The sequence below is a fragment of the Collinsella aerofaciens genome, assembly GCF_002736145.1.
GTDB classification, from domain to species: domain Bacteria; phylum Actinomycetota; class Coriobacteriia; order Coriobacteriales; family Coriobacteriaceae; genus Collinsella; species Collinsella aerofaciens_A.
In genome coordinates this window covers 165,409-191,700 of record NZ_CP024160.1, presented here as the reverse complement: position 1 = coordinate 191,700, position 26,292 = coordinate 165,409, and the positions used below count along the sequence as shown (strand labels likewise).

Here is a 26,292-nt window from a genome sequence, read left to right as displayed (position 1 = left end):
TATATGAGTACGGATACTCATTACAAGACCCGAGCGACATCGTTGCCGCCCGGGTCTTTGTTTCAACTATGAGGATACGGTCCCAACGACCGACATCCTGCATACAGACTCAAGCGAGTCTTACGCCTTGACGGTCGCAACGCCCCTGAAGGACATGCTCGTCGTGCCGATGCCCTTGAAGCCATCGAGGGCCTCGCCGTTGGGCGCAGTGGACGGATCGTCCCAGGAAGCGGAGACGGTCTTGACGTGGACAACGGGGTACAGAACGGCGTTGTCGGCAATGATGTCGAAGCACTCGTTCCACTTCTTCTGCTGCTCGTCGCCCTCGGCGGCAAGAGCCTCGTCCATGAGACTGTGGAGCTTCTGCCACTCAGCGGACTCCTTCCACGGGCAACGGGTCTGCATCCAGACGTTGTCGCCGTACCACCAGTTGAGCAGCAGGTCGGGGTCGGCGCCGAAGCAGGAAGGATCGCCAGGGGCAAGGAGGATATCGTAGGCCTCGCCGCCGTCGATGGCAGCGTAGGTGGCCGGCGAGGTATCGGTCTGGATGGTCACATCGAAGCCGAGAGCGTCGAGGTCGTTCTTGACCTGGGCGGCCATGCCCTTAATCTGCTCGTTGTCGGTGGTGCGCAGGGTGATGGCACCCGGGGTGATGCCAGACTCCTCAATGAGCTTCTTAGCCTTCTTGGCGTCGGTCTTGTACACCGTGGAAGCCTCATGATAGTTGGTGAAGCTCTTGGGCAGGTAGCAGCTGGCAGCGGTGGCAAGGCCGGCGAAGGTGTTGCTGACCATCTTCTCGGTGTCGAGCGCATACATGACAGCCTGACGGACCTTGACGTTGTTCCAAGGCTCCTTGGCGACGTTGAACATGATGAAGCGGGTGCCGAAACCCTGAACGTTATCGATCTTGCAGCCGGCGCTCTCGAGCTGGTCGACGGCGTCAGCGGTAACGAGCTCCATAACGAGCGTGGAGCCCTCCTGCTGAGCGGTAACGCGAGCGGTGGGGTCGGTCAGAATGCTGTACTGGATCTTCTTATCCTCGGCAGCATACTCACCGTTGTACTCGGGGTTGGGAACCAGGGTGATCTCGGTATCGGAGATAGAGTCGTACATCCAGGGGCCGGAGCCGATCGGCTGCTTGGCGCGATCCTCCTCGGTCTGGGTGGCCGGGGTAACGCGGACGATGGCCAGACGATCCTTGAGCAGGGAGAAGTTGGGGACCTTGGTCTTGACCGTCACGGTGCTGGCGTCCTTAGCCTCGATGGACTCGAAGGGCTGGAAGAACGGAGCATAGGTAGCGGAAGCGGCGCAAGCGGTGTAGGAGGCGACGACATCGTCAGCGGTGACCTCGGTGCCATCGGAGAACTTGGCGCCCTTGCGGATGGTGACCTCGAAAGTGGTGTCGTCCACAGACTTGGGATCGTCGGTGGCGAGCTCGTTGAAGGTGCTGTAGTCGTGGTAATCGATGCCGTAGAGGCCCTCGACGACGTGCCAGTTAGCACCCAGGCCCACAGCGGAGCCGGTGCTGGCGGGATCGAAGCTGGACGGAGCGTAAGCGGAACCAGCGGTGATCACGCCGCCGCCACGGTTGGCGGAATCGGTGGAACCGGAAGCGGAACCCTCGTCGCTGGAGTTGCCACCGCAGCCGGTGAGACCAAGCCCTGCGACAGCAGCGACGCTGCCGGTGAGGCCGAGGAACGAACGCCTGGACATACCCTTGTTGATGATGGCCATGTCTTCTCCTATCAATAGAGAATCTTACCCGGGAGCACCTAGACGTGCCCCCGCGCAACTTGCGGACGATATATACCTTACCTACCGACGAGCCCAACTGAGGTGCCGCGCTCGGCGACCGATACATACATACGCTTGAACGGTATTTACTACCGTTCACCGAATTCATTGACAAACGATTCGCCAGACAGTATGTATCGCCGAGGTGAGATATCAGTCTTCGTCAACCCGCAGGATAGCAGGGTTGTTCACCATGGCTAGTCAAACGTTTTAGCGTTAATAAAACCCGAAATCGGCTGGTAATCGCCGCGAAATAAATGATTGAAAATCACGCAATCATGTATATCAGTTGTTTAGAGGCGTGTTTAGCTATCGGAATGGCCAGCCGCCGCCTCGGCGCGCTCGGCATTCCATGCAACGAGCGCCTCGTGGACCGCCTTGGCAACATCGGCAGGTATGCCGCGAACTTCCGCGATCTCTTGCTCGCTCGCCGCGCGCAAACGCTTCATCGAGCCAAAATGGCGCATAAGGGCACGTTTTCTGGTGGGTCCCACGCCTGGAACGTCATCGAGTACCGAAACCGTCATGGCCTTGTCGCGCAATTCGCGATGGAACGTGATGGCAAAACGGTGCGATTCATCGCGCACCTGTTTAATTAGATAGAGCGACGCGGACCCGGTCGGCAGCACGACGGGAGTCTCGTCCCAAGGCACGAAAACCTCCTCATCGGCCTTTGCCAAGCCACAAACTGGTATATCGAGCCCAAGAGCCTCAAGTTGCTTGATCGCAGCGGTCAATTGCGGCTTACCGCCATCGACAACGAGCAAATCGGGGCGCGAGCCAAAGCGCTCGTCGGCCATGCGCTCGGGAGCATAGCGTCGTCCCAAAACCTCGGACATCGACACGAAGTCGTTTGCCTCGTCCAATTCGGCCTGAATTTTAAAACGACGGTACTGGCTCTTGTCGGCGCGTCCGTTGGTAAATACCACCATCGAAGCGACCGTAAAGGTGCCATGCAGCGTCGAGATATCGAAGCACTCGATACGCAACGGCGGCGATGGCAGCGCCAACGCACTTTCGAGCTCCAAGAGCGCCCGATTGGTGCGGTCGTCAGCGTACCCCGTTCGCATCATGTAGCGCATGAGGGCATGGCGCGCATTTTTGGATGCCATATCGAGCAGACGATGCTTTTCGCCACGCTGCGGCCTATGGAGATGGCAGGAACGCTCACGCTTGCCCGCAAGCCACTCCCCCAGCGTCTCCGCATCCTCAAGCTCGACAGAGAGGTTTATCTCAGCTGGAATATCAGCCGTCTCGTCGTAATAGCGCTTAAGAAAGCCCGACTGGAGCTCTTCCTCGTCAACATCAAGACCCTTGTCAAGAATGAACTCGCAGGTGCGAACTGTTCGGCCCTCGCGAACGACGAAGACGCAAGCGGCGGAGATGGTCTCCTCGCGATAGAAACCGATGACATCGATATCGACACTGGAGGGAAAAACGACTTGCTGACGATCGTCCAGACCCCTGATGACCTCCAAACGACGTTTAACGCGGGCGGCGCGCTCAAAATCGAGCACCTCGGCGGCCTCCGTCATCTCGGATGTCAGCTCGTCGACGACGTCCTTGCGATGGCCAGACAAAAAACGTTCGACACGTTTGACGTTCTTGGCATAGTCTGCCGGGGAAATCGCGCCGACACACGCACCCGGGCCGCGCCCGACATGGTAGTCAAAGCAGGGGCGCCCGTTTTGCGCGCAAATCATATTGACGATGTCTTCCTCGCCCTTGTGGGACTCGACAATACGGCGACAACGACGCCATTCCGCACAGGATGCGGAACAGATAGGGATAACCTTGCGCAGCGTATCTATCGTCTCACGTGCCGCACGACTATCGGTATAGGGTCCAAAATAGCGCGTTCCCGGCTTATGACGCTCACGCGTGTATTTTATAGCGGGATACAGGTCGCCCTTTGTAATGGCGATAAAGGGGTAGCTCTTGTCATCCTTGAGGTCGACGTTAAAGTACGGATGGTACTGACCAATCAAATTGCGCTCGAGCACCAACGCCTCGTGCTCGGTCTCCACCACGATATAGTCAAAGCTCGCCACCAACTGCATCATCAGCGGGATCTTCTGGCGCTCGTCCTGCAGCGTCACGTACTGACGCATACGGGCGCGCAGGTTTTTCGCCTTGCCCACGTAGATGACATCGCCCTTGGCGTCTTTCCAAAGGTAGCAGCCGGGCTGCGTGGGAACGCGCGAAACCTGCTCGGCAAGCGTTGGAATGTTGTCGTGACCGGCCACGCGCACCTACTTGCGACGAATCAGCGCCGAGACCTCGGGCATCTTAAGGACGACGGCAAGGCCAAAGGTAACAGCAAGCGAGACGACACCCGCAACGCAAACGTAGCCAAGAGTAATCAGAATCGAGCCGCCAAGTGCCCCGACAAAGTGCTCAAGCGCCCACATGACGCCGGCGCCTGCGGCAGCACCCAGGCCACCGAGCAAAAGGCCGAAGAAACCGCCATGCAGGATAGATTTAACCTGAAGACCACGCAGACGACGACGCAGCCACCACAGCGAGCAACCGACCAAGATCACGTAGTCGACGACATACGAAAGCGCGATTGCCGGCATACCGAAGCCCAGCACAACGCCAAACAGCAGAACCGAGCCGGCCTGGCCGATGGCGGAATACAGACAATAGCGGCTATAGGGCTTCATGTCGAGCAAGGCAGAGAAGCTCTTCTGCATCAGCACGACCACGCCGTAGAGCGGCAGGGAAAGTGCCAGGTAGATAAGGAACTCGGACACCAGCGCCACGCCGGACTCATCAAACTTGCCTGCACAGTAGATCATGTTGAGCGGACGCGCGAAGACAATCAGGTACAGCGCGAATGGAATCAGGAAGAACAGCATCTGGGCGACGCCACGCGAAATGCCCATGCGGACGCTGTCGTAATCCTTCTCCTGTGCGTCGTGAGAGAGCTCGGTATAGAGCGCCGTCGAAAGCGAGGCGGCAATCAGCGCGTAGGGCAGCGTGTACCACAGGCGCGCATAGGCGATGACGGAAGGACCAGTCTCGGGCTGGACCACCAGCGCAGCAGCGTTGGTGATAGAAGTCGAGACAAACATGCACACCGTGGCGAGCAGCGTCGGGATACCGAGCGCAATCGTCTGGCGCAGTGCGGGGTCCTTAAAGTCGATATGGATATGGGGATGCACGCCGTGCTTGCCAAGCGCGGGGATCTGACATGCCATCTGAACAAAGACACCGAGGGTCGTACCGGCCGCAATCAAGATGATGCCGGCACGTTCGCCAAACTGTGCGGACACGGGCGCAAAGCCCATAAAGCTCGCAATGACGATCACATTGTTGAGGACCGGGGCAAACGTCGACCAGAAGTAGTCGCGGTGTGCGTTGAGGACGCCCGAAAACACCGAGCCCAAACCATAAAACAGAATCTGGATGGCAAAGAAACGGAACATGAACGCAGCGGTATCCATGCTGCCGCCGTCACCCGAAAGGAACGATTGCGTCCAGATAAAGCCCGGGGCGAACACGGTCCCCAGCAACGAAATGCCACCCAGCACCAATAGCAGAATACCGAGCAGGTTGCCCACGTACTCGTTAGAGGCCTCGCGACCCTGCTCACGCCTCACGCCCATGTACACGGGCAAAAACGCCGTCACGAGCATGCCGCCCATCACGAGTTCGTAGAGCATATTGGGCAGGTTGTTGGCGACCTGATAGGAAGACGAGAGCAGCGACATGCCGATAGCGGCCGCCATTGCCCACGTGCGGATAAAACCGGTGACGCGAGACACGATGGTCAGGATGGTCATAAGCCCGGCGGAACGACCAACCGTGGAGTAGTCCGACGAGCCCATGTCGTCAGTGTCATCTCGCGACGAAGAAGCTTCGGATGAGGGTGTCTGAGGCGCAGATTCTTCTGCAAAATGAGCTCCGCGCTTCAATTCTTCCTGCGGCATCGCTCAGTCCTCTCTCGTAATCGCGGCAACCGTCGCCCCGCAAAATGCAATTAAATCATCAGGTGCAAGCTCGAGCTGATAACCACGCTTGCCTCCCGAAATAAAAATGGTATCCCAAAGGACACATGTCTCATCAATGAGCGTCCGGTAGCGTTTTTTCATACCGACCGGACTGCAGCCGCCGCGAACGTAGCCAGTCGCCGCAAGCAAATCCTTCACACGCATCATGGACAAGGACTTCTCCCCCGCGGCACGCGCGGCGGACTTTAGATCGAGCTCGTCGGCAACAGGGATGCAGCACACGACGTGGTCGTTGGACGGCGTCACGCAGACCAAGGTCTTAAATCCTTGACCGGGCTCCTCGCCAAGCTGCTCCGAAATCGCGACCCCCAGGCCCGCCGACTCATCACCATCGTCTTCGTACGTATGTAGAACATAGGAAATGCCGGCGCTTTCCAGCTCGCGCATCGCATTGGTTTTTGGCGTCTTTACAGCCTTTGCCATGGCATATCCTTTCCCTCGCATTCGGACGCAAGGATTAAGTATATGTCCAATTCGGCTGCATACGTCACTTCGACACAGCAAGCGCCATCGAATCACAAGGAGTCGATGGCGCCCATAAACTGAATCGCCTATTTATTGAGCATCAAGTTGAGCCTGACGCTCCCGGTCACGCCTGAGCAACGGCGCCAAAAACTTGCCCGTATAACTCTGCGGACAGTCCGCAACCTGCTCCGGTGTGCCCGAAACCACGACGGTTCCGCCGCCGTTACCGCCCTCGGGGCCCATATCGATCAGGCGGTCGGCAACCTTGATGACATCAAGGTTGTGTTCAATCACCAGCACCGTGTTGCCCGCATCGACCAAGCGCTGCAGCACATCGAGCAGTTGGCGGACGTCCTCAAAATGAAGGCCGGTCGTCGGCTCGTCCAAAATATAGAACGTCTTGCCCGTCTGGCGTCGATGAAGCTCCTTGGCGAGCTTCACACGCTGCGCCTCGCCGCCCGAGAGCGTCGTGGCGGGCTGGCCCAGGCTCACGTAGCCCAAGCCCACATCATACAGCGTCTGGAGCTTGCGCTTAATCTGCGGGATATTCCCAAAGAAGGCCAGCGCCTCGGTGACGCTCATGTCGAGCACGTCAGAGATGGTCTTACCACGGTAGGTGACCTCAAGCGTCTCGCGGTTATAGCGTTTGCCGCCGCAGACCTCACAGGGGACATAGATATCGGGAAGGAAGTGCATCTCGATCTTAATTTGTCCGTCGCCCTTGCATGCTTCGCAGCGACCGCCGCTCACGTTAAAGGAGAAACGTCCCGGCGAGTAGCCGCGCGCCTTCGACTCCGGCGTACTCGCAAACAGCGCGCGAAGATCATCCCACAGGCCAATGTACGTAGCAGGGTTGGAACGCGGCGTGCGGCCAATCGGCGACTGGTCGATATCGATAACCTTATCGATACACTCGATGCCCTCGATTTTCTTATACGGACCCACAGGGCGCGTCGAACGGTGAATGGCATTCGTAAGGGCAGGCGCAATGGTGTCGGTAACCAGGGAGCTCTTGCCCGATCCCGACACGCCGGTAACAACCGTAAGCGTACCAAACTCGATCTTGGCGGTAACGTTTTTGAGGTTGTTGGCGCGGGCGCCCGTGATCTTAAGGCAGCCGCGACCGGGCTTGCGGCGTTCATCGGGAACCCGAATCATTCGCTTGCCGGTCAGGTAGGCACCCGTCATCGAATCGGGGCACGCCATGATATCGGCAGGCGTTCCCGCGGCGACCACGTGTCCGCCGTTCACGCCCGCACCGGGGCCCATGTCGATCACATAGTCGGCAGCACGAATCGTATCCTCGTCGTGTTCGACGACGATAACGGTATTGCCGATGTCACGCAGGCGCTCGAGCGTCTTGATCAGGCGCTCGTTGTCACGCTGATGAAGACCGATCGATGGCTCGTCCAAAATGTACAGGACACCCATGAGGCCGGCGCCGATCTGCGTTGCCAGGCGAATGCGCTGGGCCTCGCCTCCGGAAAGCGTCGCCGAGGCACGGTCGAGGGTCAGATAGTCGAGTCCGACATCGACCAGAAAGCGCAGGCGCTCCAGGATTTCCTTAACGATGCGCCCGCCGATAAATTGTTGGCGCTCGGTAAGCTCCAAGCCCTCAAAAAACTCGAGCGACTCGCGGCACGATAGGCAGCAGACCTCGTAAATGGACTTACCGCCTACGGTAACGGCGAGCATCTCGGGGCGCAGACGAGCACCATGGCAACTCGAGCACGGCTCCTCGCGGATGTACTTCTCCAAGCGCGCCTTGGTGTTCTCATTCGTCGTCTCGGTATAGCGCTCGTACAGGATATTGCGCACGCCCGAGAACTTGGTGTCCCACTGGCTGCGGCGCCCATCGAGCTTTTGATAGTCGACCGAAATCTTCTGGTCGCCCATGCCGTCTAAAAACGCGCGACGCACCCGCGGAGGTAGATCCTCCCACGGCGTATCGACGCTCACCTTGAAGTGCTTACAAACCGCAGCGAAAATCTGCGGATAGTAGTTAGAGTTGCCAAACAGGCTGCCAAAGACCCCGTCGGCGATCGACTTCGAGGGGTCTTCGATTAGGGCCTCGGCATCGACCGTCTTCTTAAAACCCAGGCCATCGCACTCGGGGCACGCGCCATAGGGCGCGTTGAACGAGAAATCGCGCGGCTGCAGGTCATCGATGGAGTGTCCATGCTCCGGGCACGCCAACGCCAGCGAATACTCCAGCAACTCGCCTTCGGTCCCCTCGGGAGCGTCGCGGTCGGGCAGCAAGTATACGTTCACATTGCCGTGCGCCAACGCAGTCGCCTGTTCAACGGACTCGGCGATACGGCCCAGAGAGTTCTCACGGATCACGATGCGATCGACCACGACCTCGATATCGTGCTTGAACTTCTTGTCCAAATCGATCGGATCGTCGAGCGAGCGCACTTCACCGTCGACACGCACGCGGCTAAAGCCCTCGGCGCGAAGGTCCTCAAACAGTTTGGTGTACTCGCCTTTTCGCCCGCGTACCACCGGTGCCAGCACAAACGCGCGGCGGCCCTCCCCCGCCGCCAAGACCTTGTCGGCAACCTGATCGGTCGTCTGACGCTCAATGACACGGCCGCATTCGGGACAGTGCGGGGTGCCCACACGGGCGAACAGCAGGCGCAGATAGTCATAAATCTCGGTTACGGTGCCAACCGTCGAGCGCGGGTTCTTGGATGTCGTCTTTTGATCAATTGAGACAGCCGGCGAAAGGCCGTCGATTGAATCCAAGTCGGGTTTGTCCATCTGGCCCAAGAACTGGCGCGCATAACTCGAAAGGCTCTCGACGTATCGACGCTGGCCCTCGGCATAGATAGTGTCGAATGCCAGCGAACTCTTGCCCGAGCCAGAAAGACCGGTAATGACCACGAGTTGGTCACGCGGAATGGAAACATCGATATCACGGAGGTTGTGCTCACGAGCGCCGCGAATAACGATAGAAGAATCAGACATGGAAGCTCCTTGCCTCCTATTGCATCAAATCATACTGCCGATGAGTTTAGCGCACTCGACGCGCACAGATGTTCGTAATACAAGATTCGCAGACCTTTAGCTTTGCGTATCGGGCGCTTTGTTTCTCGAAATGCCGTGGAAAGGTTACAGTAATCTAATACTGAACTTAATTTGCTGTACCAGAGGAACGTCCATGACCGAAGATATCCCCCTTGAAATCACTTCGAGCGACATGGCCAATCTGCCCATATTCATCGCCATCCTTATCGTAGCCGCCGTCGTCGTGCGCGTGTATTTTTCAATCAAACGCAACGAAAAGCCACCCATTGCCCGCGTCTTTTGGTGCGCGACGCTCCTCATCCCGCTCGGCGTGGTAGCTGCATGGGTTACGAATCAATTGCTCGTAAATGAGGGCAGCTCCCTATGGGTCCTTTCTTATTCGGCGCTCGGTGCTGCCGCCGTCATGCTTCTTGTCGAGCCCTTGGTTTCGGGACTTATCGACCAAACCGACCTTGCGACGGGAACAGTTGCCTGTATTTGCCGTGACATCCTTGTCATCGCCGCTGTTTCAGCGCTCTCGTTCGTTTCACTCGAAATTGCCTGCAACGAAACGTTCTATCGCATTCCCGCCAACTCATTCGGGTTTTCCGTCGGGCTGCTCGCGATGGTTCTGCTCTCCCTTTATTTGCTGGGACAGCGTCATGGAGGCGTCATGGCCCTCGTGCCCGTCGTCTGCTGCATCCTTGGCATTGCCGAGCACTTCGTCATAACGTTTAAAGGCGAAGCCATCCTGCCAAGCGATATCTTGGCCCTTGGCACCGCAATGGAAGTGAGCGAGGGATACGAGTTTACCTTTACCGCCGGAATCGTAACCTCTCTCGCCCTGCTGGAGATTTCCCTGGGGCTTCTTTCGCTCATCCGACCGCGAAAGCTCCGTACGCCCACCCATGTCTTCCCCGCTATCGCCGCTAACCTCTGTGCTTTTCTGCTAGTGACCGTTGTGGGGCTCTCAGGCTTTTCCAACATCGACTTGGAGCAGGCGCTGGATTTTGGATTTGACCGTTGGCAGCCCATCACCACGTATGCGTCTCAGGGTTTTATCACTTCGTTCACCGAAATGGTCAACGAGTTGCCCATTGAGAAGCCCGAAGACTATACGCCCGATGAGGCGCAGAGCATCGAGCAGGAGCTCGCCGCCGCCTACGACAGCACATATGGCTCGAGCGAGCAGCGCGCGGCGGCCGTTGCCCAGTTCAATGAAATCAAGCCGACGATTGTTGCCGTCATGAACGAGAGTTTTAGCGACCTTTCGTGCTTTGAGCAGCTCCAGACGGCCGGGTACACCGGCCCCGCATTCTACAACTCGCTTCCCGACACACTTGTTCGCGGCACCATGCTCGCTTCGGTCGCCGGTGGCGGAACGGCGAACTCCGAATTCGAATTTTTGACCGGAGCGACAACGGCCTTTGTCGGATTAGGCAAAATCCCCTATCAGCTGTATCAGATGAATGGCGTCAACAGCCTGGCAAAGAACCTTAAAGAGCTTGGGTATACCACTACCGCTATGCACCCGCAAAACCCCGTCAACTACCATCGAGATAAGATCTATCAGCAGCTGGGCTTTGGAGACTTTCTTTCAATCGGCGATTTCGAAGGTGCGCCCTATTACCATGCCGGCGTATGCGACTACGCCACCTACGACAAGATACTCGACCTGCTTAGAACCGACGAAGCCCCGCAGTTCATCTTTGACGTCACGATGCAAAATCACGGCGGCTACGACTATGGCACCGTTCCCGCCGAAGAGCTGACAAACTATTGGGTCGAGGGAGCCAGTGAGGGTGCCAACAGCGCGCTCAACACCTATCTCACCTGCATCAACGCATCCGACCGGGACCTCGAGTACTTTATCAACGAGCTCCGCAATATCGGCAGACCGGTTGTTCTTGTCTTTTTTGGCGACCATCAGCCGAGCGCCGCGACGACTCTCAACGACGAGCTGTACCCTCAGGAAGATACGGCAAGCCACGCTTTCCGTATCTATCAGTCGACATATCTCGTCTGGGCTAACTATGAGATCGCCGGCAATACCGAGCTCAACGTCTACGACACCGTCGGGGCAAACGAGATTGCAGCCATTACCCTTAATAAGATCGGCGCCCCGCTCACCAATTACCAAAAGGCCCTGCTTGCGACAAGGTCAGATGTGCCCACCATCAATGTCGCCGGCTATCTCGGTGCCGACGGGCTGCGCTACGACTTGGAATCGGAAGACAGCCCCTACGCCTCGACGATCGACAAGCTGCAGCGCATGCAATACCTCGAGTTCGCCAGCAAAGTTCAGTAAGCCCGCCCATTCGCTTGGGCCCATCGTATTGCAAGCACGCTCGGCCCAAACGCATCGCAAATGACTCCCGCTCGCAAACGAGGGTACAATGACGCTCGTGTCACATCGCGGGGCCCCGGCCCCAGCATATACAAAGGAGTCATACATGGGTTGCGAACACGCACAGGCCGCCGGCGGACAAACGTCGCCGTCGCAATTTGAGGAGAACACGCTGTCCGAGGTCAAGCGCGTCATCGCCGTGCTTTCCGGCAAGGGCGGTGTCGGCAAGTCATTTGTCACCGGTGCCATCGCCACCGAGCTTGCCCGTCACGGCCACAAGGTCGGCGTCCTCGATGCCGACATCACCGGTCCCTCTATCCCCAAGATGTTCGGTATGAGTGGACGCCACGTCCATGCCCTTGGCAACCTTATGCTGCCCGAAATCTCCGAGCACGGCGTCAAGGTCATGAGCTCCAACCTGCTGCTCCAAAACGAGACCGACCCCGTCCTTTGGCGCGGTCCGGTCATCGCAGGCGCCATTAGGCAGTTCTGGAGCGAGACCTCGTGGGGCCCCATCGACTACCTACTGGTCGACATGCCTCCGGGAACAGGCGACGTCGCGCTCACCGTCTTCCAGTCGCTGCCGGTCGACGGCATCGTCATCGTCACGAGCCCGCAGGATCTGGTCTCGATGATCGTCGCCAAGGCGGTCAACATGGCCGAGAAGATGAACGTCCCCATTCTGGGCATTGTCGAGAACATGAGCTATATTGAGTGCCCCGACTGCGGCAAGAAGATCGAGGTCTTTGGCAAGAGCAAGCTCCCCGAGGTCGCAGAGCGCTATAACCTCGACATCTTGGGCCAGCTTCCCATTAATCCGGCACTCGCCGAGGCCTGCGATAAGGGCGAGGTCGAGACCGCGCTGCCCGATGGCATGTTGCCCAAGGCAGTCTCTGCCGTCGAGGCTATTACCCCGCACGAGACCGACGAGGCCTAAGTGAGCACGAGCGCCCTCTATGACGTCTTGGTAATCGGCGGCGGGGCTTCAGGCCTCGCCGCCGCCATTACGGCCGCACGCGCTGGCAAAAGCGTCTGCATCGTTGAGCGCGATGTCGCCTGCGGCCTCAAGCTCCTTGCGACCGGTAACGGCCGCTGCAACCTCTCCAACGAATCGATTGATCCACAGCGGTATAACCACCCCGCATTCGTCGAATCCGTTATGGGCCCCCAGCCCGAACAAGAGCTTATGGGGTTCTTCTCCTCGCTGGGCATCATGACAACCTCCGAGGAAGGCCGGCTGTACCCGCGCTCCCTTCGCGCCGAATCGGTGCGCGACGCGCTTCTCAACGTTTGCGACCGCCTAGGTATCACCTTAATCTGTGGAGCCAACGTTGCCTCAGTGCACAAAGCTTCCGAAGGCTGGGCACTCCAAATAGACCGTCCAGCGCGGGCGCTCAAGGCAAAAAAGCACGATGACCGAAAATCGGAGCTCCGCTCGCTTCGGAAAGCGCTCGCCGATGTCCCTCGCAAGAACGCGACCCTGCAGGCACACGCCGTAATTATCGCCACGGGCGGCTACCCCACCGGTATCGCCGATACGTTTCGCCTCCCCCTCACTTCGCTGCGCCCCGTCCTCTGCCCCGTATCGGCAACGGTCGTTGGCGATCGGGCGGCACTCAAGACGTTGGATGGCCTGCGCGTCCGTGCCCGCTTGACGCTCGCCCACAATCATAATGAGCTCTGGCACGAAGACGGTGAAGTGCTGTTTCGAACCTTCGGTATCTCGGGCGTCGCTGTCTTCAACCTCTCTCGTCGTATCCAGCACGGCGATACGATCCTGCTCGACGTTTTCCCCGACCTCTCCAAAGACGAGTTGCTCGATATGCTCAACCGGCGCGTTGAGCTGCTCGGCGGCTTTTCGCCCCGCGATCCCCGTTGGCTCGACGGCATGCTCGCCCCGCAACTCTCCCGCGTCGTCTGCACAGCGTTCGAGCAGTGCCATCCAGGCTCCAACGATGTCATCCACCTGGTCTCGATCCTCAAACACTTTAAGTTGCTCGTCGAGGGAACAGCCGAGGAGCGCTCAGCGCAGGTCACGCGTGGTGGCATATCTGTCGAGAGCATCTCAACACCCAGCCTACGCGCGCGCAGCGTTGTCGACGCCCCGCTTTACGTCTGCGGTGAAGCGCTCGACATCGACGCCGATTGCGGAGGCTTTAACCTTGCGTGGGCCTGGATCTCGGGCATTCGCGCTGCAAGCAGCCTGTAGCCGCGCAGTCTATAATCAAAAACGCATTCGGGCCGTCTGGGATACCGGACGGCCTCTTTCTTGCCTCTAAGGAGACCTCGATGATTGAAATCACCCAAGTCAACGCGTCGCTCGATGAAGCCGGCGATGAAAATGCCTGTCTCATTGTTGGCAAGCGAGTCGCCAAGCGCGTCCTACGTTGCAAGGACTCCGAGATCAAGTCCATCGAGCTCCACCGCAAGTCAATCGACGCTCGCAAAAAACGAGACGTCCATTTTATCCTGAGCTTTCGTATTGAGCTGACTAGTCCCCACCTCGAGCGAGAAGCGGTCGACAGCGTTGCCGAGCGTGACCGCTCGCGCGTACGCGCGATAGAAGACGATGAGCCTTCATTCCCCTCCCCCGCCTCCGACGCACCTCAAGAACGCCCTGTCGTTGTCGGCGCCGGATGCGCCGGCCTTTTCGCTGCGCTTACGCTCGCCGAAGCAGGTCTTAAGCCCCTGCTCATCGAGCGCGGCGACCCGGCATTTCGCCGCTCGCGGGCGATCGACCTCTTTCTAAAGGAGCGCATCCTCGACCCCGAGAGCAATATCCAGTTTGGCCTGGGCGGCGCGGGGACTTTCTCGGACGGCAAGCTCAATACGGGAACCAAAAATCCCGCCCATCGCCTTATCCTCGAAACCTTCGTCGAGGCGGGTGCGCCCCACGATATTCTGTGGGATGCCAAGCCGCACATTGGCTCCGACATCCTTCCCACGGTTGTCACCGCTATATCCCAGCGCATCGAGCAGCTCGGAGGTGTCGTCCGTTATCGAACGAAGCTCGTCGACATTCGCATCGACGCGTCTGGCGCCATCACCGGTATTGATGTCCAATCGTCCCAAGACGCCGCTTACGAGCCAATCGAGACAAAGCACCTCATCCTCGCCTGCGGGCATTCTGCTCGCGATATTTTTAAGCTCCTTAAGGACCACAACGTGGCCCTCGCACAAAAGACCTTTGCCATGGGCGTTCGCATCGAGCATCCGCAGCGCGACATCGACCAAGCCCAATATGGAGCCTCGGCGGGACATCCCGCCCTCGGAGCAGCCCCCTACAAACTTGTTGCCCATCTTTCCAACGGCCGCAGTGTGTTCTCGTTTTGCATGTGCCCCGGCGGACAGGTTGTTGCCGCCTCTTCAGAACCGTGCCATCTGTGCGTCAACGGGGCCAGTCTCAATGCCCGCGACGGACGCAACGCAAATGCCGCCCTGCTCGTTAACGTCACGCCAGAGGACCTTCCCAACGATGACCCGCTCGCCGGCATCGAGCTCCAGCGTGCCTGCGAGGCGGCCGCCTATCGCCTGGGCGGTTCCAACTGGAACGCACCGGCACAGCTCGTCGGCGATTTCCTCGCAGGACGTGCCAGCAAGGCGCCCGGAAAGGTAAAGCCCACCTATCCGCTCGGTGTGACCTGGACGGCAATTGACGAAGCCCTGCCGCAGCATATCGTTGATTCGCTCCGCCTGGGACTTCCCCTACTCGGAAAAAAGCTACGCGGCTACGACCGCCCCGATGCCGTTCTTACCGGCGTGGAGACTCGTTCGAGCTCACCGGTCACTGTCACCCGAGACCGAACGTGCCATGCCGTGTCGACCCCGGGCCTCTACCCTTGCGGTGAGGGAGCTGGATATGCCGGTGGCATCATGAGCGCGGCCACCGACGGCATCCGTTGTGCCGAAGCCCTGATCGCAGACCTCTAACGCACGAATTCCAGCGCGCAAAAGACGCATGCCCCGAGCTCCACAGGGAACTCGGGGCCTGTTCGCTATTTCTTAAACCGTGCACCCTGGCGTTTTCTGCCCGATGCGAACATGGAACCCTTGCGGGCCTGCGAACGTAAGCGCTCAATCGTCTCGTCCTCAGACGCACCCTCGAGCATCGCCCGAATCTGAACGACGGCATCGCGCAGGCGCGCCGCCTCCTCAAAGTCCATGGCGGCAGAAGCGTTACGCATATCCTCTTCCATGGTTTCGACGATCCGCACAAGCTCGTCATGCGGCAGTTCTTCCAACTGCCCCGCAAGTGTCTGCTCGGACGCCACCGTTTCCGGCACGCCACCCTCGCCCGACTCATCGGGCGTATAGAATGCGCCATGGCCAAGAGAGTCGCCCTTCGAGCGCCCCTTGGAACCCACGGTTTTTTCGGCCTCGGCAATAAAACTTGAGATGTCGTTGATGGCCTTGCGCACCGTCTTTGGCACAATGCCATGCTCTTCGTTATATGCCATCTGAATCTCGCGACGGCGCTGCGTCTCCTCGATGGCCTCTTTCATCGAATCGGTCACAACGTCCGCATACATGATGACTTCGCCATCGGCGTTACGGGCCGCGCGGCCAATCGTCTGAATCAGCGAACGGCGGTTGCGCAAGAAGCCTTCCTTATCGGCATCGAGAATTGCCACCAGTGAGACCTCGGGAAGGTCTAGGCCCTCGCGAAGCAGGTTGATGCCAACGAGAACATCGATCTTGCCCTCGCGCAGCGTTCGCAGGATCTCGACACGGTCCATCGTCGCTGTATCGGAGTGCATGTAATTGACCTTAATGCCGGCATCAAGCAGATGGTCGGTCAGGTCCTCGGCCATGCGCTTGGTGAGCGTGGTCACCAGCACGCGCTCCTTGCGGGCAACGCGCTCGCGAATCTCGTCCTCAAGATCGTCAATCTGCCCACGAACCGGACGCACATCGATCTTGGGGTCGAGCAGACCGGTCGGACGAATAATCTGCTCCACGTCGTTTTGGCTCACCCGCAGCTCGTAGTCGCCCGGCGTGGCCGAAACATAGATAAACTGGGGTATCCTTGCCTCAAACTCATCGAAACGAAGCGGGCGATTATCGAGTGCCGAGGGCAGGCGAAAACCGTGTTCCACCAGCGTTACCTTACGCGAGCGGTCGCCTTCATGCATGCCGCGGATCTGCGGCACCGTCACATGGCTCTCGTCGATGATACAGAGCATGTCCTTAGGAAAGTAATCGATCAGGGTAAACGGCGGCTCACCCGGCTTGCGACCGTCCAGATGACGCGAGTAGTTCTCGATGCCGTTGCAAAAGCCCATCGTCTCGAGCATCTCAAGATCATAATCGGTGCGCTGCTGCAGACGCTGCGCCTCGAGCAACTTGTCGGTCGCCTTGAGCTCCGCCACGCGCTTCTCGCACTCTTCGCTGATCGATTTCAGAGCCGCCTTGACCTTCGGCTTCTCGGTCACGTAGTGCGATGCCGGCCATACGGGGATGGCCTCGTACTCACGAAGCATCTCTCCGGTGACCTCATCGATCTCGGCAATCAGCTCGACCTCGTCGCCAAAGAACTCAAACCGCAACGGATGCTCGGCATAAGGCGGATACACGTCGACAACATCGCCGCGCACGCGGAACGTGCCGCGTGCCAGGTCATAGTCATTGCGATCATATTGAATGTCGATAAGTGCATGGATAAAGTCATCGCGCTCGAGCGGCACCTTCTTGTCGACGTTTGGAGCCAGACCCGCATAGTCCTCAGGAGAGCCAATGCCATAGATACACGAGACCGATGCGACAACGATCACATCGCGTCGAGAGAGCAGTGACGCGGTCGCCTGATGGCGCAGCATCTCGACCTCTTCGTTAATCGAGGAGTCTTTCTCGATATATGTATCGCTTTGCGGCACATACGCCTCGGGCTGATAGTAGTCGTAGTACGAGACAAAGTAGACCACAGCGTTGTTGGGAAAGAACTCTTTGAGCTCGCTCGCAAGCTGAGCGGCGAGCGTTTTATTGGGAGCCATGACCAGCGTCGGCTTCCCCAGGGCCTCAATAGTCTTAGCCATCGTGAAGGTCTTGCCCGAACCAGTCACGCCCAGCAAAACCTGATAGCGATCTCCGTCCCTCACACCCTGCACAAGCGACTCAATGGCCTTAGGCTGAGAACCTGCAGGCTCATAAGGAGATACAACCTTAAATGCCACCTCAGAGCCCTCAACGCCAAAACGTTTGAGCTCTCCTCCAACACGCTCAACTTCAAATTCCGCCATGGATACTCCTAACTCATATATCTGCAGTATACGCAGGCGGCAGGCATAGTCCTATACGAACCGATCGGGATAGAGGGTCTTATAGCGAACCCAGGCATTATTGACACGAATCAGATAAGCCTGAGTTTCAGGGAAGGTAATCGCATTATGAAGTGACGTGTTCTGCTGCGCCCATCCGTCGACATTGCCCATACCGGCGTTATAGGCGGCAATGGCACTGTCAGTCGACCCGTTGAAATAGGTCAGAAGATACGAGAGGTATGCGCAGCCAAACTCGATGTTCGTAGCGGGATCGTTAAGGTTGTCGGCTGAATACTCGCTACCATCGACAAGACCTTTGGCAATCATATCCTGGGCAGTCACGGGCATCAGCTGCATCAATCCCTGAGCACCCTGATTCGATTCGGCCTTGGGATCCCAATTCGATTCCGACTTAATAACAGCGCACACCAGATACGGATCCAGATTATGCGAAATACTGGATTGCTTTACATATGCCTCGTAGTCAATCGGATACAGCGGCTTAAAGAAAGCGGCAGGAGCACACGAGTAAACGAATGAGATAAGGCCGAAGGCAAAAACGGCAGCCAGCGGTATAAGGCGATACCACGCAAAGAAACGTGTCTTAGGCATCGGCATCCTCCTTATTCGCGGTGTCTATAAACCCATGGAATGCAAGCCAAGAGTCAAGCTGCTCAAAGAGCGAATTATCGCATGCGGCATTATCAATCACCGTTGTAGCGAGATTGCACAGCGCAGACTCATCGGGCTGGCAAGCAGAACGGGCATCGAAATCAGATGGCTCCATACCACGATGAATAGCGCGCTCGCGACGAACTGACAAAGGGGCGCTGATGACCAGAATTTCATCAGCCAAACCAAATGCATCCTCAAAACCAGTCGGGGCAGAAACCTCGACAACCGCAAAGGGATAACGGGGGGACGAAACCGTGCAGCAAACCGGATCAAGAATCCTCAGTGACAGCTGCTCAATGAGAACGGGGTGCACAATGCTATTGAGCCTCGCGACCGCATCAGGAGAAACAAAAGCTCGAGAAGCGAGGATGTTACGGCGAACGCCGCCCTCCTCGTCCAAAATATCCCAGCCAAATTCTTCCGCGAGGGCATTGACGATATCGGAGCCTGGCACATACAGCGATTTGGCAAGCTCGTCCAGATCGATAAGCATGGCGCCATGAGATTCGAGATAGCGGCAGGCAGTCGACTTACCCGAAGCAATATTGCCCAAGACAAAAACGGTAAACATCAAGTCCTCCCTAACGCCAATGGGAGTTATTATCGCGCAAATACAAAAGAAGGACTCAAAATACAGCCAAACAGTAAGACAAGCTAAAAGAAGGCGAGTTCTTGTATTACAGCTCTCTATAAAACGCAAAAAAGGGGGAGGCCGCGAGGCCTCCCCCTTCTCAGTTCAAGCGTACGGCTCGGTGCCGTCCACCGGTCAGCGGCGCCCTGGCCTCCCACGGGCTGACCCCGCAGTACTCTCGGCGCGATGGGGCTTAGCTTCCGGGTTCGGAACGGGACCGGGCGTGCCCCCCATGCTCTGGCCGCTGACCGGTGGGCGGCGCCCACCGTTACGGTGTCCGGTGTCTACTCACGTGCCCTGGGGGCCGCATGGCGCATAGGAAAGTATGACTCGGGGGCATCCTCGTGCCCGGACCGCGCGCATGAGCGCTCAGTCCCGCGGGCCGCGAGGTGCGGTTCCGGAAGAGCTCGGGCGATTAGTGCGGCTCGGCTGAGGCTGTCGCCAGCCTTGCACCTGCCGTCTATCGACCAGGTAGTCTACCTGGGCCCTTACCGGAAGGAGAACTAATCCCTGGAACGGCTTCCCGCTTAGATGCCTTCAGCGGTTATCCGCGCCGCACGCGGCTACCCGGCCGTGCCGTTGGTCGACAACCGGTTCACCGGAGGTGCGTCCACCCCGGTCCTCTCGTACTGGGGGCAGCCTCCATCGATTCTCCTGCGCCCACGGAGGATAGGGACCGAACTGTCTCACGACGTTCTGAACCCAGCTCGCGTACCGCTTTAAACGGCGAACAGCCGTACCCTTGGGACCTGCTCCAGCCCCAGGATGCGATGAGCCGACATCGAGGTGCCAAACCTTGCCGTCGATGTGGACTCTTGGGCAAGATCAGCCTGTTATCCCCGGAGTACCTTTTATCCGTTGAGCGACGGCCCACCCACTCGGGGCCGCCGGATCACTAGAGCCTGCTTTCGCACCTGCTCGGCTTGTGGGCCTCGCAGTCAAGCCCGCTTGTACTCTTGCATTCAAAAGGACGGTTGCCGACCGTCCCGAGCGGACCTTCGCGCGCCTCCGTTACCCTTTAGGAGGCGACCGCCCCAGTCAAACTGCCCGCCTGGCACGGTCCCCGAGCCGGTTGACGGCCTCGGGTTAGGACGCCGGTCGCGCGAGGGCAGTATTCCAAGGGCGGCTCCCCGGGGGCTGGCGCCTCCGGATCTGTGCCTCCTGCCTATCCTCTACACGCGGGACCAGCGGCCAATGCCAAGCTGCAGTGAAGGTTCACGGGGTCTTTCCGTCCTTCCGCGGGTAAGTCGCATCTTCACGACCAGTGCAATTTCACCGGGTCCATGGTCGAGACAGCGCCCAAGTCGTTGCGCCTTTCGTGCAGGTCGGAACTTACCCGACAAGGAATTTCGCTACCTTAGGACCGTTATAGTTACGGCCGCCGTTTACCGGGGCTTGGCTTCGGGGCTTCGCCTTGCGGCTAACCCCTCCGCGTGACCTTCCGGCACCGGGCAGGCGTCAGACCCTATACGTCGCCTTGCGGCTTCTGCAGAGTCCTGTGTTTTTGGTAAACAGTCGCTTGGGCCTCTCCACTGCGGCCCGCCTCCGCTCCCCGGGCAAGCCGGTTCACGTACGCGCGGGCACCCCTTCTCCCGAAGTTACGGGGCCATTGTGCCGAGTTCCTTGACCATGGTTGACCCGATCGCCTCGGTATGTTCTACCCACCCACCTGTGTCGGTTTGCGGTACGGGCGCGCACGCGCCTGCCTAGGGGTTTTTCTAGGGACCTCGGGCTCACTCGCTTCGCTCAATCGCTTCGTCCGGAGCCTCGCCCTCGTGCGGACCGGATTTCCCTGGTCCGCGGGCCGCGCTCCATCACGGGGACGTCCAGAACCCCGCCGAGCCACCCCCATCCGTCGCCCCGTCGGTCGTAGCGCCGCGTGCGCGGTGCAGGAATGTCTGCCTGCTGCGCGTCGGCTACGCCTACCGGCCTCGCCTTAGCCCCCGACTGACCCTGGGAGGATTAGCCTTGCCCAGGAAACCTCGGGTTCACGGCGGACGAGTTACTCTCTCGTCTCTCGCTACTCATGCCAGCATTCTCACTCCCATGCGCTCCACCGTCGGTCGCCCTCCGGCTTCTCCGCCCATGGGAAGCTCCCCTACCGATTCTACTTAGGTAAAATCCCGCCGCTTCGGTGTCCAGCTTAGCCCCGTGTATTGTCGGCGCATGTCCACTCGACCAGTGAGCTGTTACGCACTCTTTGAATGCATGGCTGCTTCTAAGCCAACATCCTGGTTGTCTGGGCGGACGCACATCCTTTGCCACTCGGCTGGAACTTGGGGACCTTAGCGGGCGGTCCGGGCTGTTTCCCTCTCGAGCACACAGCTTAGCCCACATGCTCTGACTGCCGCGCTCTGGGCCGCCGGCATTCGGAGTTCGGTTGGATTCGGTAGGCGGCGAAGCCCCCTCGTCCATCCGGTGCTCTACCTCCGGCGGTGAACGCGCGACGCTAGCCCTAAAGCTATTTCGGGGAGAACGAGATATCTCCGGGTTTGATTGGCCTTTCACCCCTATCCGCAGGTCATCGCCGCCGTTTTCAACCGACGTGCGTTCGGCCCTCCACGGGGTCTTACCCCCGCTTCAGCCTGCCCACGGATAGCTCACCCGGCTTCGCGTCCGCGGCGCGGGACTCAAGTCGCCCTGTTAAGGCTCGCTTTCGCTCCGGCTCCCTTTCGGTTAACCTCGCCCCGCGCCAGCGACTCGCTGGCTCATTCTACAAAAGGCACGCCGTCACACCACAAGGGTGCTCCGACTGCTCGTGGGCGCACGGTTTCAGGTACTGTTTCACTCCCCTCCCGGGGTGCTTTTCACCTTTCCCTCACGGTACTGGTGCGCTATCGGTCACAGGGTAGTACTCAGGCTTGGATGGTGGTCCACCCAGGTTCGGACCGGGTTTCACGTGCCCGGCCCTACTCAGGGACCGCGTCGCGCCGTCCGGTCTGGGTTCGCGTACGGGGCTGTCACCCGCTGCGGCCGGCCCTCCCATGCCGTTCCGCTCCCCAGCCGGACCTGCGCCCGGGGGCGGCAGCCCCCGGATGCGCGGCCCTGCAACCCCGTCGGCGGAACCCCTGCCGGGTATGCCCGCTCGACGGTTTGGCCATCGGTCCCCTTTCGCTCGCCGCTACTCGGGGAGTCTCGAGATTGATTTCCTCTCCTCCGGGTACTTAGATGTTTCAGTTCCCCGGGTTGTCCTCCCCCCGCCTATGTGTTCAGCGGGGGGATATGCACACTGCTGTGCATGGGTTCGCCCATTCGGAGACCCCCGGGTCGAAGGATGTGTGCTCCTCGCCGGGGATTATCGCAGCTTGCCGCGTCCTTCATCGGCTCCCTGTGCCAAGGCATCCGCCGTGCGCCCGTGGTATCTTGCGGGACCGCATCGGGCCCGCGGGATATCCACGTGTCGCTAATTAAGTCAATTAATCGATATCATGAATAGCGCTCGTATGTCGCAATTCGGGTATCTCATACCGCGGCACAGTCTTGACTGTGCTCGCGATCAGATGCTCCTCACTCATAATTAAGTGAATTCTTCTTGTTTGGATCGGATGAATGATTGCTATCATTCTGTCTTTAAATCGCAGAAAAGAATCGAGTCTGGAAGATTCGGATCTTCCATCTCTCTCCTATCGCTATGCGGCTCTCAAGGTACGCGGGTGCGACCCCGGGGACCGGGTGCTGCGGGGAATCATCCGTGGCGGGACATCTACCGGACGGGCTCCTGCCCTCTATTCGAGTTAAAGTGTTTCTCTCTAAGAATGTATCTCCCTAGAAAGGAGGTGATCCAGCCGCACCTTCCGGTACGGCTACCTTGTTACGACTTCACCCCCCTCACCCTCCACACCTTCGGCGCCTCCCCCCTTGCGGTTGGGCCGGCGACTTCGGGTGCAGACGACTCGGGTGGTGTGACGGGCGGTGTGTACAAGGCCCGGGAACGCATTCACCGCGGCATGCTGATCCGCGATTACTAGCAACTCCGACTTCATGGGGGCGGGTTGCAGCCCCCAATCCGAACTGGGGCCGGCTTTCCGGGATCCGCTCCCCCTCGCGGGGTGGCATCCCTCTGTACCGGCCATTGTAGCACGTGTGCAGCCCAGGGCATAAGGGGCATGATGACTTGACGTCGTCCCCGCCCTCCTCCGCCTTGACGGCGGCGGTCCCGCGTGGGTTCCCGGCATCACCCGATGGCAACACGCGGCGGGGGTTGCGCTCGTTGCGGGACTTAACCCAACATCTCACGACACGAGCTGACGACAGCCATGCACCACCTGTATGGGCTCCTCTCGGCCACGGGGTCTCCCCCGCTTCACCCATATGTCAAGCCCTGGTAAGGTTCTTCGCGTTGCTTCGAATTAAGCCACATGCTCCGCTGCTTGTGCGGGCCCCCGTCAATTCCTTTGAGTTTTAGCCTTGCGGCCGTACTCCCCAGGCGGGACGCTTAATGCGTTGGCTGCGGCACGGGGGGATCGTCCCCCCACACCTAGCGTCCATCGTTTACGGCTGGGACTACCAGGGTATCTAATCCTGTTCGCTCCCCCAGCTTTCGCGCCTCAGCGTCGGTCTCGGCCCAGAGGGCCGCCTTCGCCACCGGTGTTCCACCCGATATCTGCGCATTCCACCGCTACACCGGGTGTTCCACCCTCCCCTACCGGACCCAAGCCGCGGAGGTTCCGGGGGCTTCGGGGGGTTGAGCCCCCCGCTTCGACCCCCGGCCTGCCGGGCCGCCTACGCGCGCTTTACGCCCAATGAATCCGGATAACGCTCGCCCCCTACGTATTACCGCGGCTGCTGGCACGTAGTTAGCCGGGGCTTCTTCTGCAGGTACAGTCTTGACTCTTCCCTGCTGAAAGCGGTTTACGACCCGAAGGCCTCCGTCCCGCACGCGGCGTCGCTGCGTCAGGGTTCCCCCCATTGCGCAAGATTCCCCACTGCTGCCTCCCGTAGGAGTCTGGGCCGTGTCTCAGTCCCAATCTGGCCGGTCGGTCTCTCAACCCGGCTACCCGTTGTCGGCACGGTGGGCCGTCACCCCGCCGTCTACCTGATGGGCCGCGGAGCCATCCCCTCCCGTCGGGGCTTTAGCCGGGGTGCCATGCGGCACCCCGGGGTATCCGGTATTACCCGTCCTTTCGGGCGGCTATCCCGGGGGAGGGGGCAGGTTCTCCACGTGTTACTCAGCCGTTCGCCACTCGCTTCCATCCGAAGATGGGTGCCGTTCGACTTGCATGTGTTAGGCGCGCCGCCAGCGTTCATCCTGAGCCAGGATCGAACTCTCCGTCCAAAATGTATGGGCTTCGAGCCCGTCCGGTCCTCTCAGTTCATCGCTGATCGGTTCCGTTCGATTCATATGGTTTTAGTATAGGAAAAGGAATTTCTCGGGGCCGCCTCTCGGCGGCCTTGCGAAAAACAAATCCAAGTTAGACCATTTCAAATGGTTCGATGTCTGCCCGGATGCGACACTGAAGTAAGTGTCCATCCTCGCAGTATCCGGTTCTCAAGGTGCACGCCCCGCGGCTGATCCGGTCCGACCGGGCCGCGCGGCAAGGAGATATATTGCCAGACCGCGAAGCCTTGTGGGACGTCAATTCCACTCTTCACAAGTCCTACACAACATATCGCTTTCTATAGGTAATAGAAAGACTGGTGTGGATCTTCCGCACGTATCAGATGATGACCCTTTGGTTCAGGAATATATAGAGATCGGTCACCTGTAAGTGTCTATCTACCCGCGCTTTTAGCAATGTAAACCGCGCTTCAGATAAAAAGAGGGAGCGCCGCGCACAACGCGACACTCCCCTAGCGATTCAAGAGAATCTATTAGGCCTCGAGAGCCTTCTTGGCGATGGTAGCCAGCTCGTTGAAGGACTCGATGTCCTCGTAAGCCATCTGAGCCAGGACCTTGCGGTCGAGCTCGATGCCGGCAACCTTCAGGCCGTGCATGAACTGAGAGTAAGAAATATCGTTCAGGCGAGCAGCAGCGTTGATACGAGTGATCCAGAGAGAACGAATCTCGCGCTTCTTGTTGCGGCGATCACGATACTGATACTGCAGGGAGTGCTGGACCTGCTCTTTAGCATGCTTGTAAGTACGCGAAGCGGCACCGTAGTAACCCTTCGCACGGTGCATAACGGTACGGCGCTTCTTCTTGGCGGCAACAGCGCGCTTAATACGTGCCATGTTCTATCAACTCCTAGATGGTAAAACGAAAACGGGAACGCGAACTTAGGCGAGACGCGACTTGATGACCTTGCGGTCGGCAGCGGCGATCTCGGTCTCCTGACGGAAGCCACGCTTACGCTTGGTGGACTTCTTGCTCAGGATGTGGCTCTTGAAAGCCTTGGCGCGCATAAGCTTGCCGGTACCAGTCTTGCGGAAACGCTTCTTGGTGCCGCTGTGGGACTTCATCTTAGGCATGAAATACTCCTTAATCGGTTACAGAACACTAGTTACTTGCTATCGCTTGCCGCTTTATCCTCATCGAAGGCGCCCTTAATCGGGGCGAGCAGCATAAGCATGTTACGGCCTTCCATCTTAGGCTTGGACTCGACCGTAGCGTAAGGCTTGAGATCCTCGGCGAGACGCTCGAGAACGTTAAGGCCCTGCTCCGGGTGAGCCATCTCACGGCCGCGGAACATGATGGTGATCTTAACGCGTGCGCCCTTCTTGAGGAAGCGCAGAACGTGACCCTTCTTGGTCTCGTAGTCGCCAACGTCGATCTTGGGTCGGAACTTCATTTCCTTGACCTCGACCTTGGACTGGTTCTTACGAGCAGCCTTGGCCTTCATGGCCTGCTGGTACTTGAACTTACCGTAGTCCATGACCTTGCAGACCGGCGGCTCCGCGTTGGGAGCGATCTCGACTAGGTCGAGACCCTGATCGTCGGCGACGCGCTGGGCATCGCGGATGGCGAACAGGCCGAGCTGAGAGCCATCGACGCCAATCAAACGACACGAAGATGCAGTGATCTCGTCGTTGATGCGGGTGTCATCAGACTTAGCTATTTTCCCTACCTCCATTCATAAAAAAATAACCCGGCGCTTCTCAGCAACCAGGTCGTACACATAGACTTCCTCGATTTGAGGAAGGGAATCTAAGTTGTATGAC

The 26,292-nt window shown here is 58.9% G+C and carries 15 protein-coding genes and 3 rRNA genes; 4 read left to right on the top strand and 14 right to left on the bottom strand.

Annotation, left to right across the window (positions count from 1 at the left end; all coding sequences use genetic code 11):
* Positions 1-120: 120 nt before the first annotated feature.
* The 5 genes from CSV91_RS00820 to uvrA form a co-directional block, all read right to left on the bottom strand.
* Complete coding sequence (locus CSV91_RS00820) at positions 121-1,734, bottom strand: ABC transporter substrate-binding protein (RefSeq protein WP_099431431.1); 1,614 nt, start codon at positions 1,732-1,734, stop codon at positions 121-123.
* A gap of 365 nt (positions 1,735-2,099) precedes the next feature.
* Entirely contained in the window at positions 2,100-4,040 is a 1,941-nt protein-coding gene (uvrC, locus tag CSV91_RS00815; protein ID WP_331219268.1) for an excinuclease ABC subunit UvrC, read from the bottom strand.
* Between the two features lie 6 nt (positions 4,041-4,046).
* Positions 4,047-5,729: a murein biosynthesis integral membrane protein MurJ gene (gene murJ / locus CSV91_RS00810; protein WP_232049520.1), complete on the bottom strand. Its 1,683-nt coding sequence runs from the start codon at positions 5,727-5,729 to the stop codon at positions 4,047-4,049.
* 3 nt (positions 5,730-5,732) lie between these two features.
* The gene (gene ybaK / locus CSV91_RS00805; protein WP_099431428.1) at positions 5,733-6,233 is read right to left on the bottom strand and encodes a Cys-tRNA(Pro) deacylase; all 501 of its coding nucleotides are present in this window, start codon (positions 6,231-6,233) and stop codon (positions 5,733-5,735) included.
* A 132-nt stretch (positions 6,234-6,365) separates the two neighbouring features.
* Positions 6,366-9,245: an excinuclease ABC subunit UvrA gene (uvrA, locus tag CSV91_RS00800; RefSeq protein ID WP_099431427.1), complete on the bottom strand. Its 2,880-nt coding sequence runs from the start codon at positions 9,243-9,245 to the stop codon at positions 6,366-6,368.
* 193 nt (positions 9,246-9,438) lie between these two features.
* Here uvrA and CSV91_RS00795 point away from each other — a divergent pair, with 193 nt between their 5' ends.
* The 4 genes from CSV91_RS00795 (at position 9,439) to CSV91_RS00780 (ending at position 15,561) form a co-directional block, all read left to right on the top strand.
* Entirely contained in the window at positions 9,439-11,592 is a 2,154-nt protein-coding gene (locus CSV91_RS00795; protein WP_157757964.1) for an LTA synthase family protein, read from the top strand.
* 145 nt (positions 11,593-11,737) lie between these two features.
* Positions 11,738-12,568 (top strand): Mrp/NBP35 family ATP-binding protein, encoded by an 831-nt coding sequence (locus CSV91_RS00790; protein WP_022094864.1) that lies wholly within the window; start codon positions 11,738-11,740, stop codon positions 12,566-12,568.
* Positions 12,569-13,840 carry an NAD(P)/FAD-dependent oxidoreductase gene (locus CSV91_RS00785; protein ID WP_099431425.1) on the top strand — a complete coding sequence of 424 codons (1,272 nt, stop codon included), beginning with the start codon at positions 12,569-12,571 and terminating at the stop codon, positions 13,838-13,840.
* An 80-nt stretch (positions 13,841-13,920) separates the two neighbouring features.
* On the top strand, positions 13,921-15,561 hold the full coding sequence (locus tag CSV91_RS00780) for an NAD(P)/FAD-dependent oxidoreductase (protein ID WP_099431424.1): 1,641 nt from the start codon (positions 13,921-13,923) through the stop codon (positions 15,559-15,561).
* A 65-nt stretch (positions 15,562-15,626) separates the two neighbouring features.
* On the opposite strand, the gene uvrB is transcribed toward CSV91_RS00780, so the two are convergent.
* The 9 genes from uvrB to infC all read right to left on the bottom strand — a co-directional run bounded on the left by uvrB (position 15,627) and on the right by infC (position 26,204).
* The gene (gene uvrB, locus CSV91_RS00775; protein ID WP_099431423.1) at positions 15,627-17,867 is read right to left on the bottom strand and encodes an excinuclease ABC subunit UvrB; all 2,241 of its coding nucleotides are present in this window, start codon (positions 17,865-17,867) and stop codon (positions 15,627-15,629) included.
* Positions 17,868-17,918: 51 nt separating this feature from the next.
* The gene (locus CSV91_RS00770; protein ID WP_099431422.1) at positions 17,919-18,500 is read right to left on the bottom strand and encodes a lytic transglycosylase domain-containing protein; all 582 of its coding nucleotides are present in this window, start codon (positions 18,498-18,500) and stop codon (positions 17,919-17,921) included.
* Positions 18,493-19,134 carry a dephospho-CoA kinase gene (coaE, locus tag CSV91_RS00765; RefSeq protein WP_099431421.1) on the bottom strand — a complete coding sequence of 214 codons (642 nt, stop codon included), beginning with the start codon at positions 19,132-19,134 and terminating at the stop codon, positions 18,493-18,495. Before coaE ends, CSV91_RS00770 begins: the two co-directional genes overlap by 8 nt.
* A gap of 193 nt (positions 19,135-19,327) precedes the next feature.
* A 5S ribosomal RNA gene (gene rrf / locus CSV91_RS00760) occupies positions 19,328-19,443 on the bottom strand.
* 146 nt (positions 19,444-19,589) lie between these two features.
* Positions 19,590-22,563: ribosomal RNA gene (locus CSV91_RS00755) — 23S ribosomal RNA — on the bottom strand.
* Between the two features lie 400 nt (positions 22,564-22,963).
* Positions 22,964-24,469: ribosomal RNA gene (locus CSV91_RS00750) — 16S ribosomal RNA — on the bottom strand.
* Together the 16S, 23S and 5S rRNA genes form the textbook arrangement of a ribosomal RNA operon.
* Before the next feature lie 536 nt (positions 24,470-25,005).
* Entirely contained in the window at positions 25,006-25,365 is a 360-nt protein-coding gene (gene rplT / locus CSV91_RS00745; RefSeq protein WP_006234421.1) for a 50S ribosomal protein L20, read from the bottom strand.
* Between the two features lie 45 nt (positions 25,366-25,410).
* Positions 25,411-25,602 (bottom strand): 50S ribosomal protein L35, encoded by a 192-nt coding sequence (rpmI, locus tag CSV91_RS00740; RefSeq protein ID WP_006234422.1) that lies wholly within the window; start codon positions 25,600-25,602, stop codon positions 25,411-25,413.
* A gap of 32 nt (positions 25,603-25,634) precedes the next feature.
* Positions 25,635-26,204 carry a translation initiation factor IF-3 gene (gene infC, locus CSV91_RS00735; protein WP_089573296.1) on the bottom strand — a complete coding sequence of 190 codons (570 nt, stop codon included), beginning with the start codon at positions 26,202-26,204 and terminating at the stop codon, positions 25,635-25,637.
* Positions 26,205-26,292: the final 88 nt, after the last annotated feature.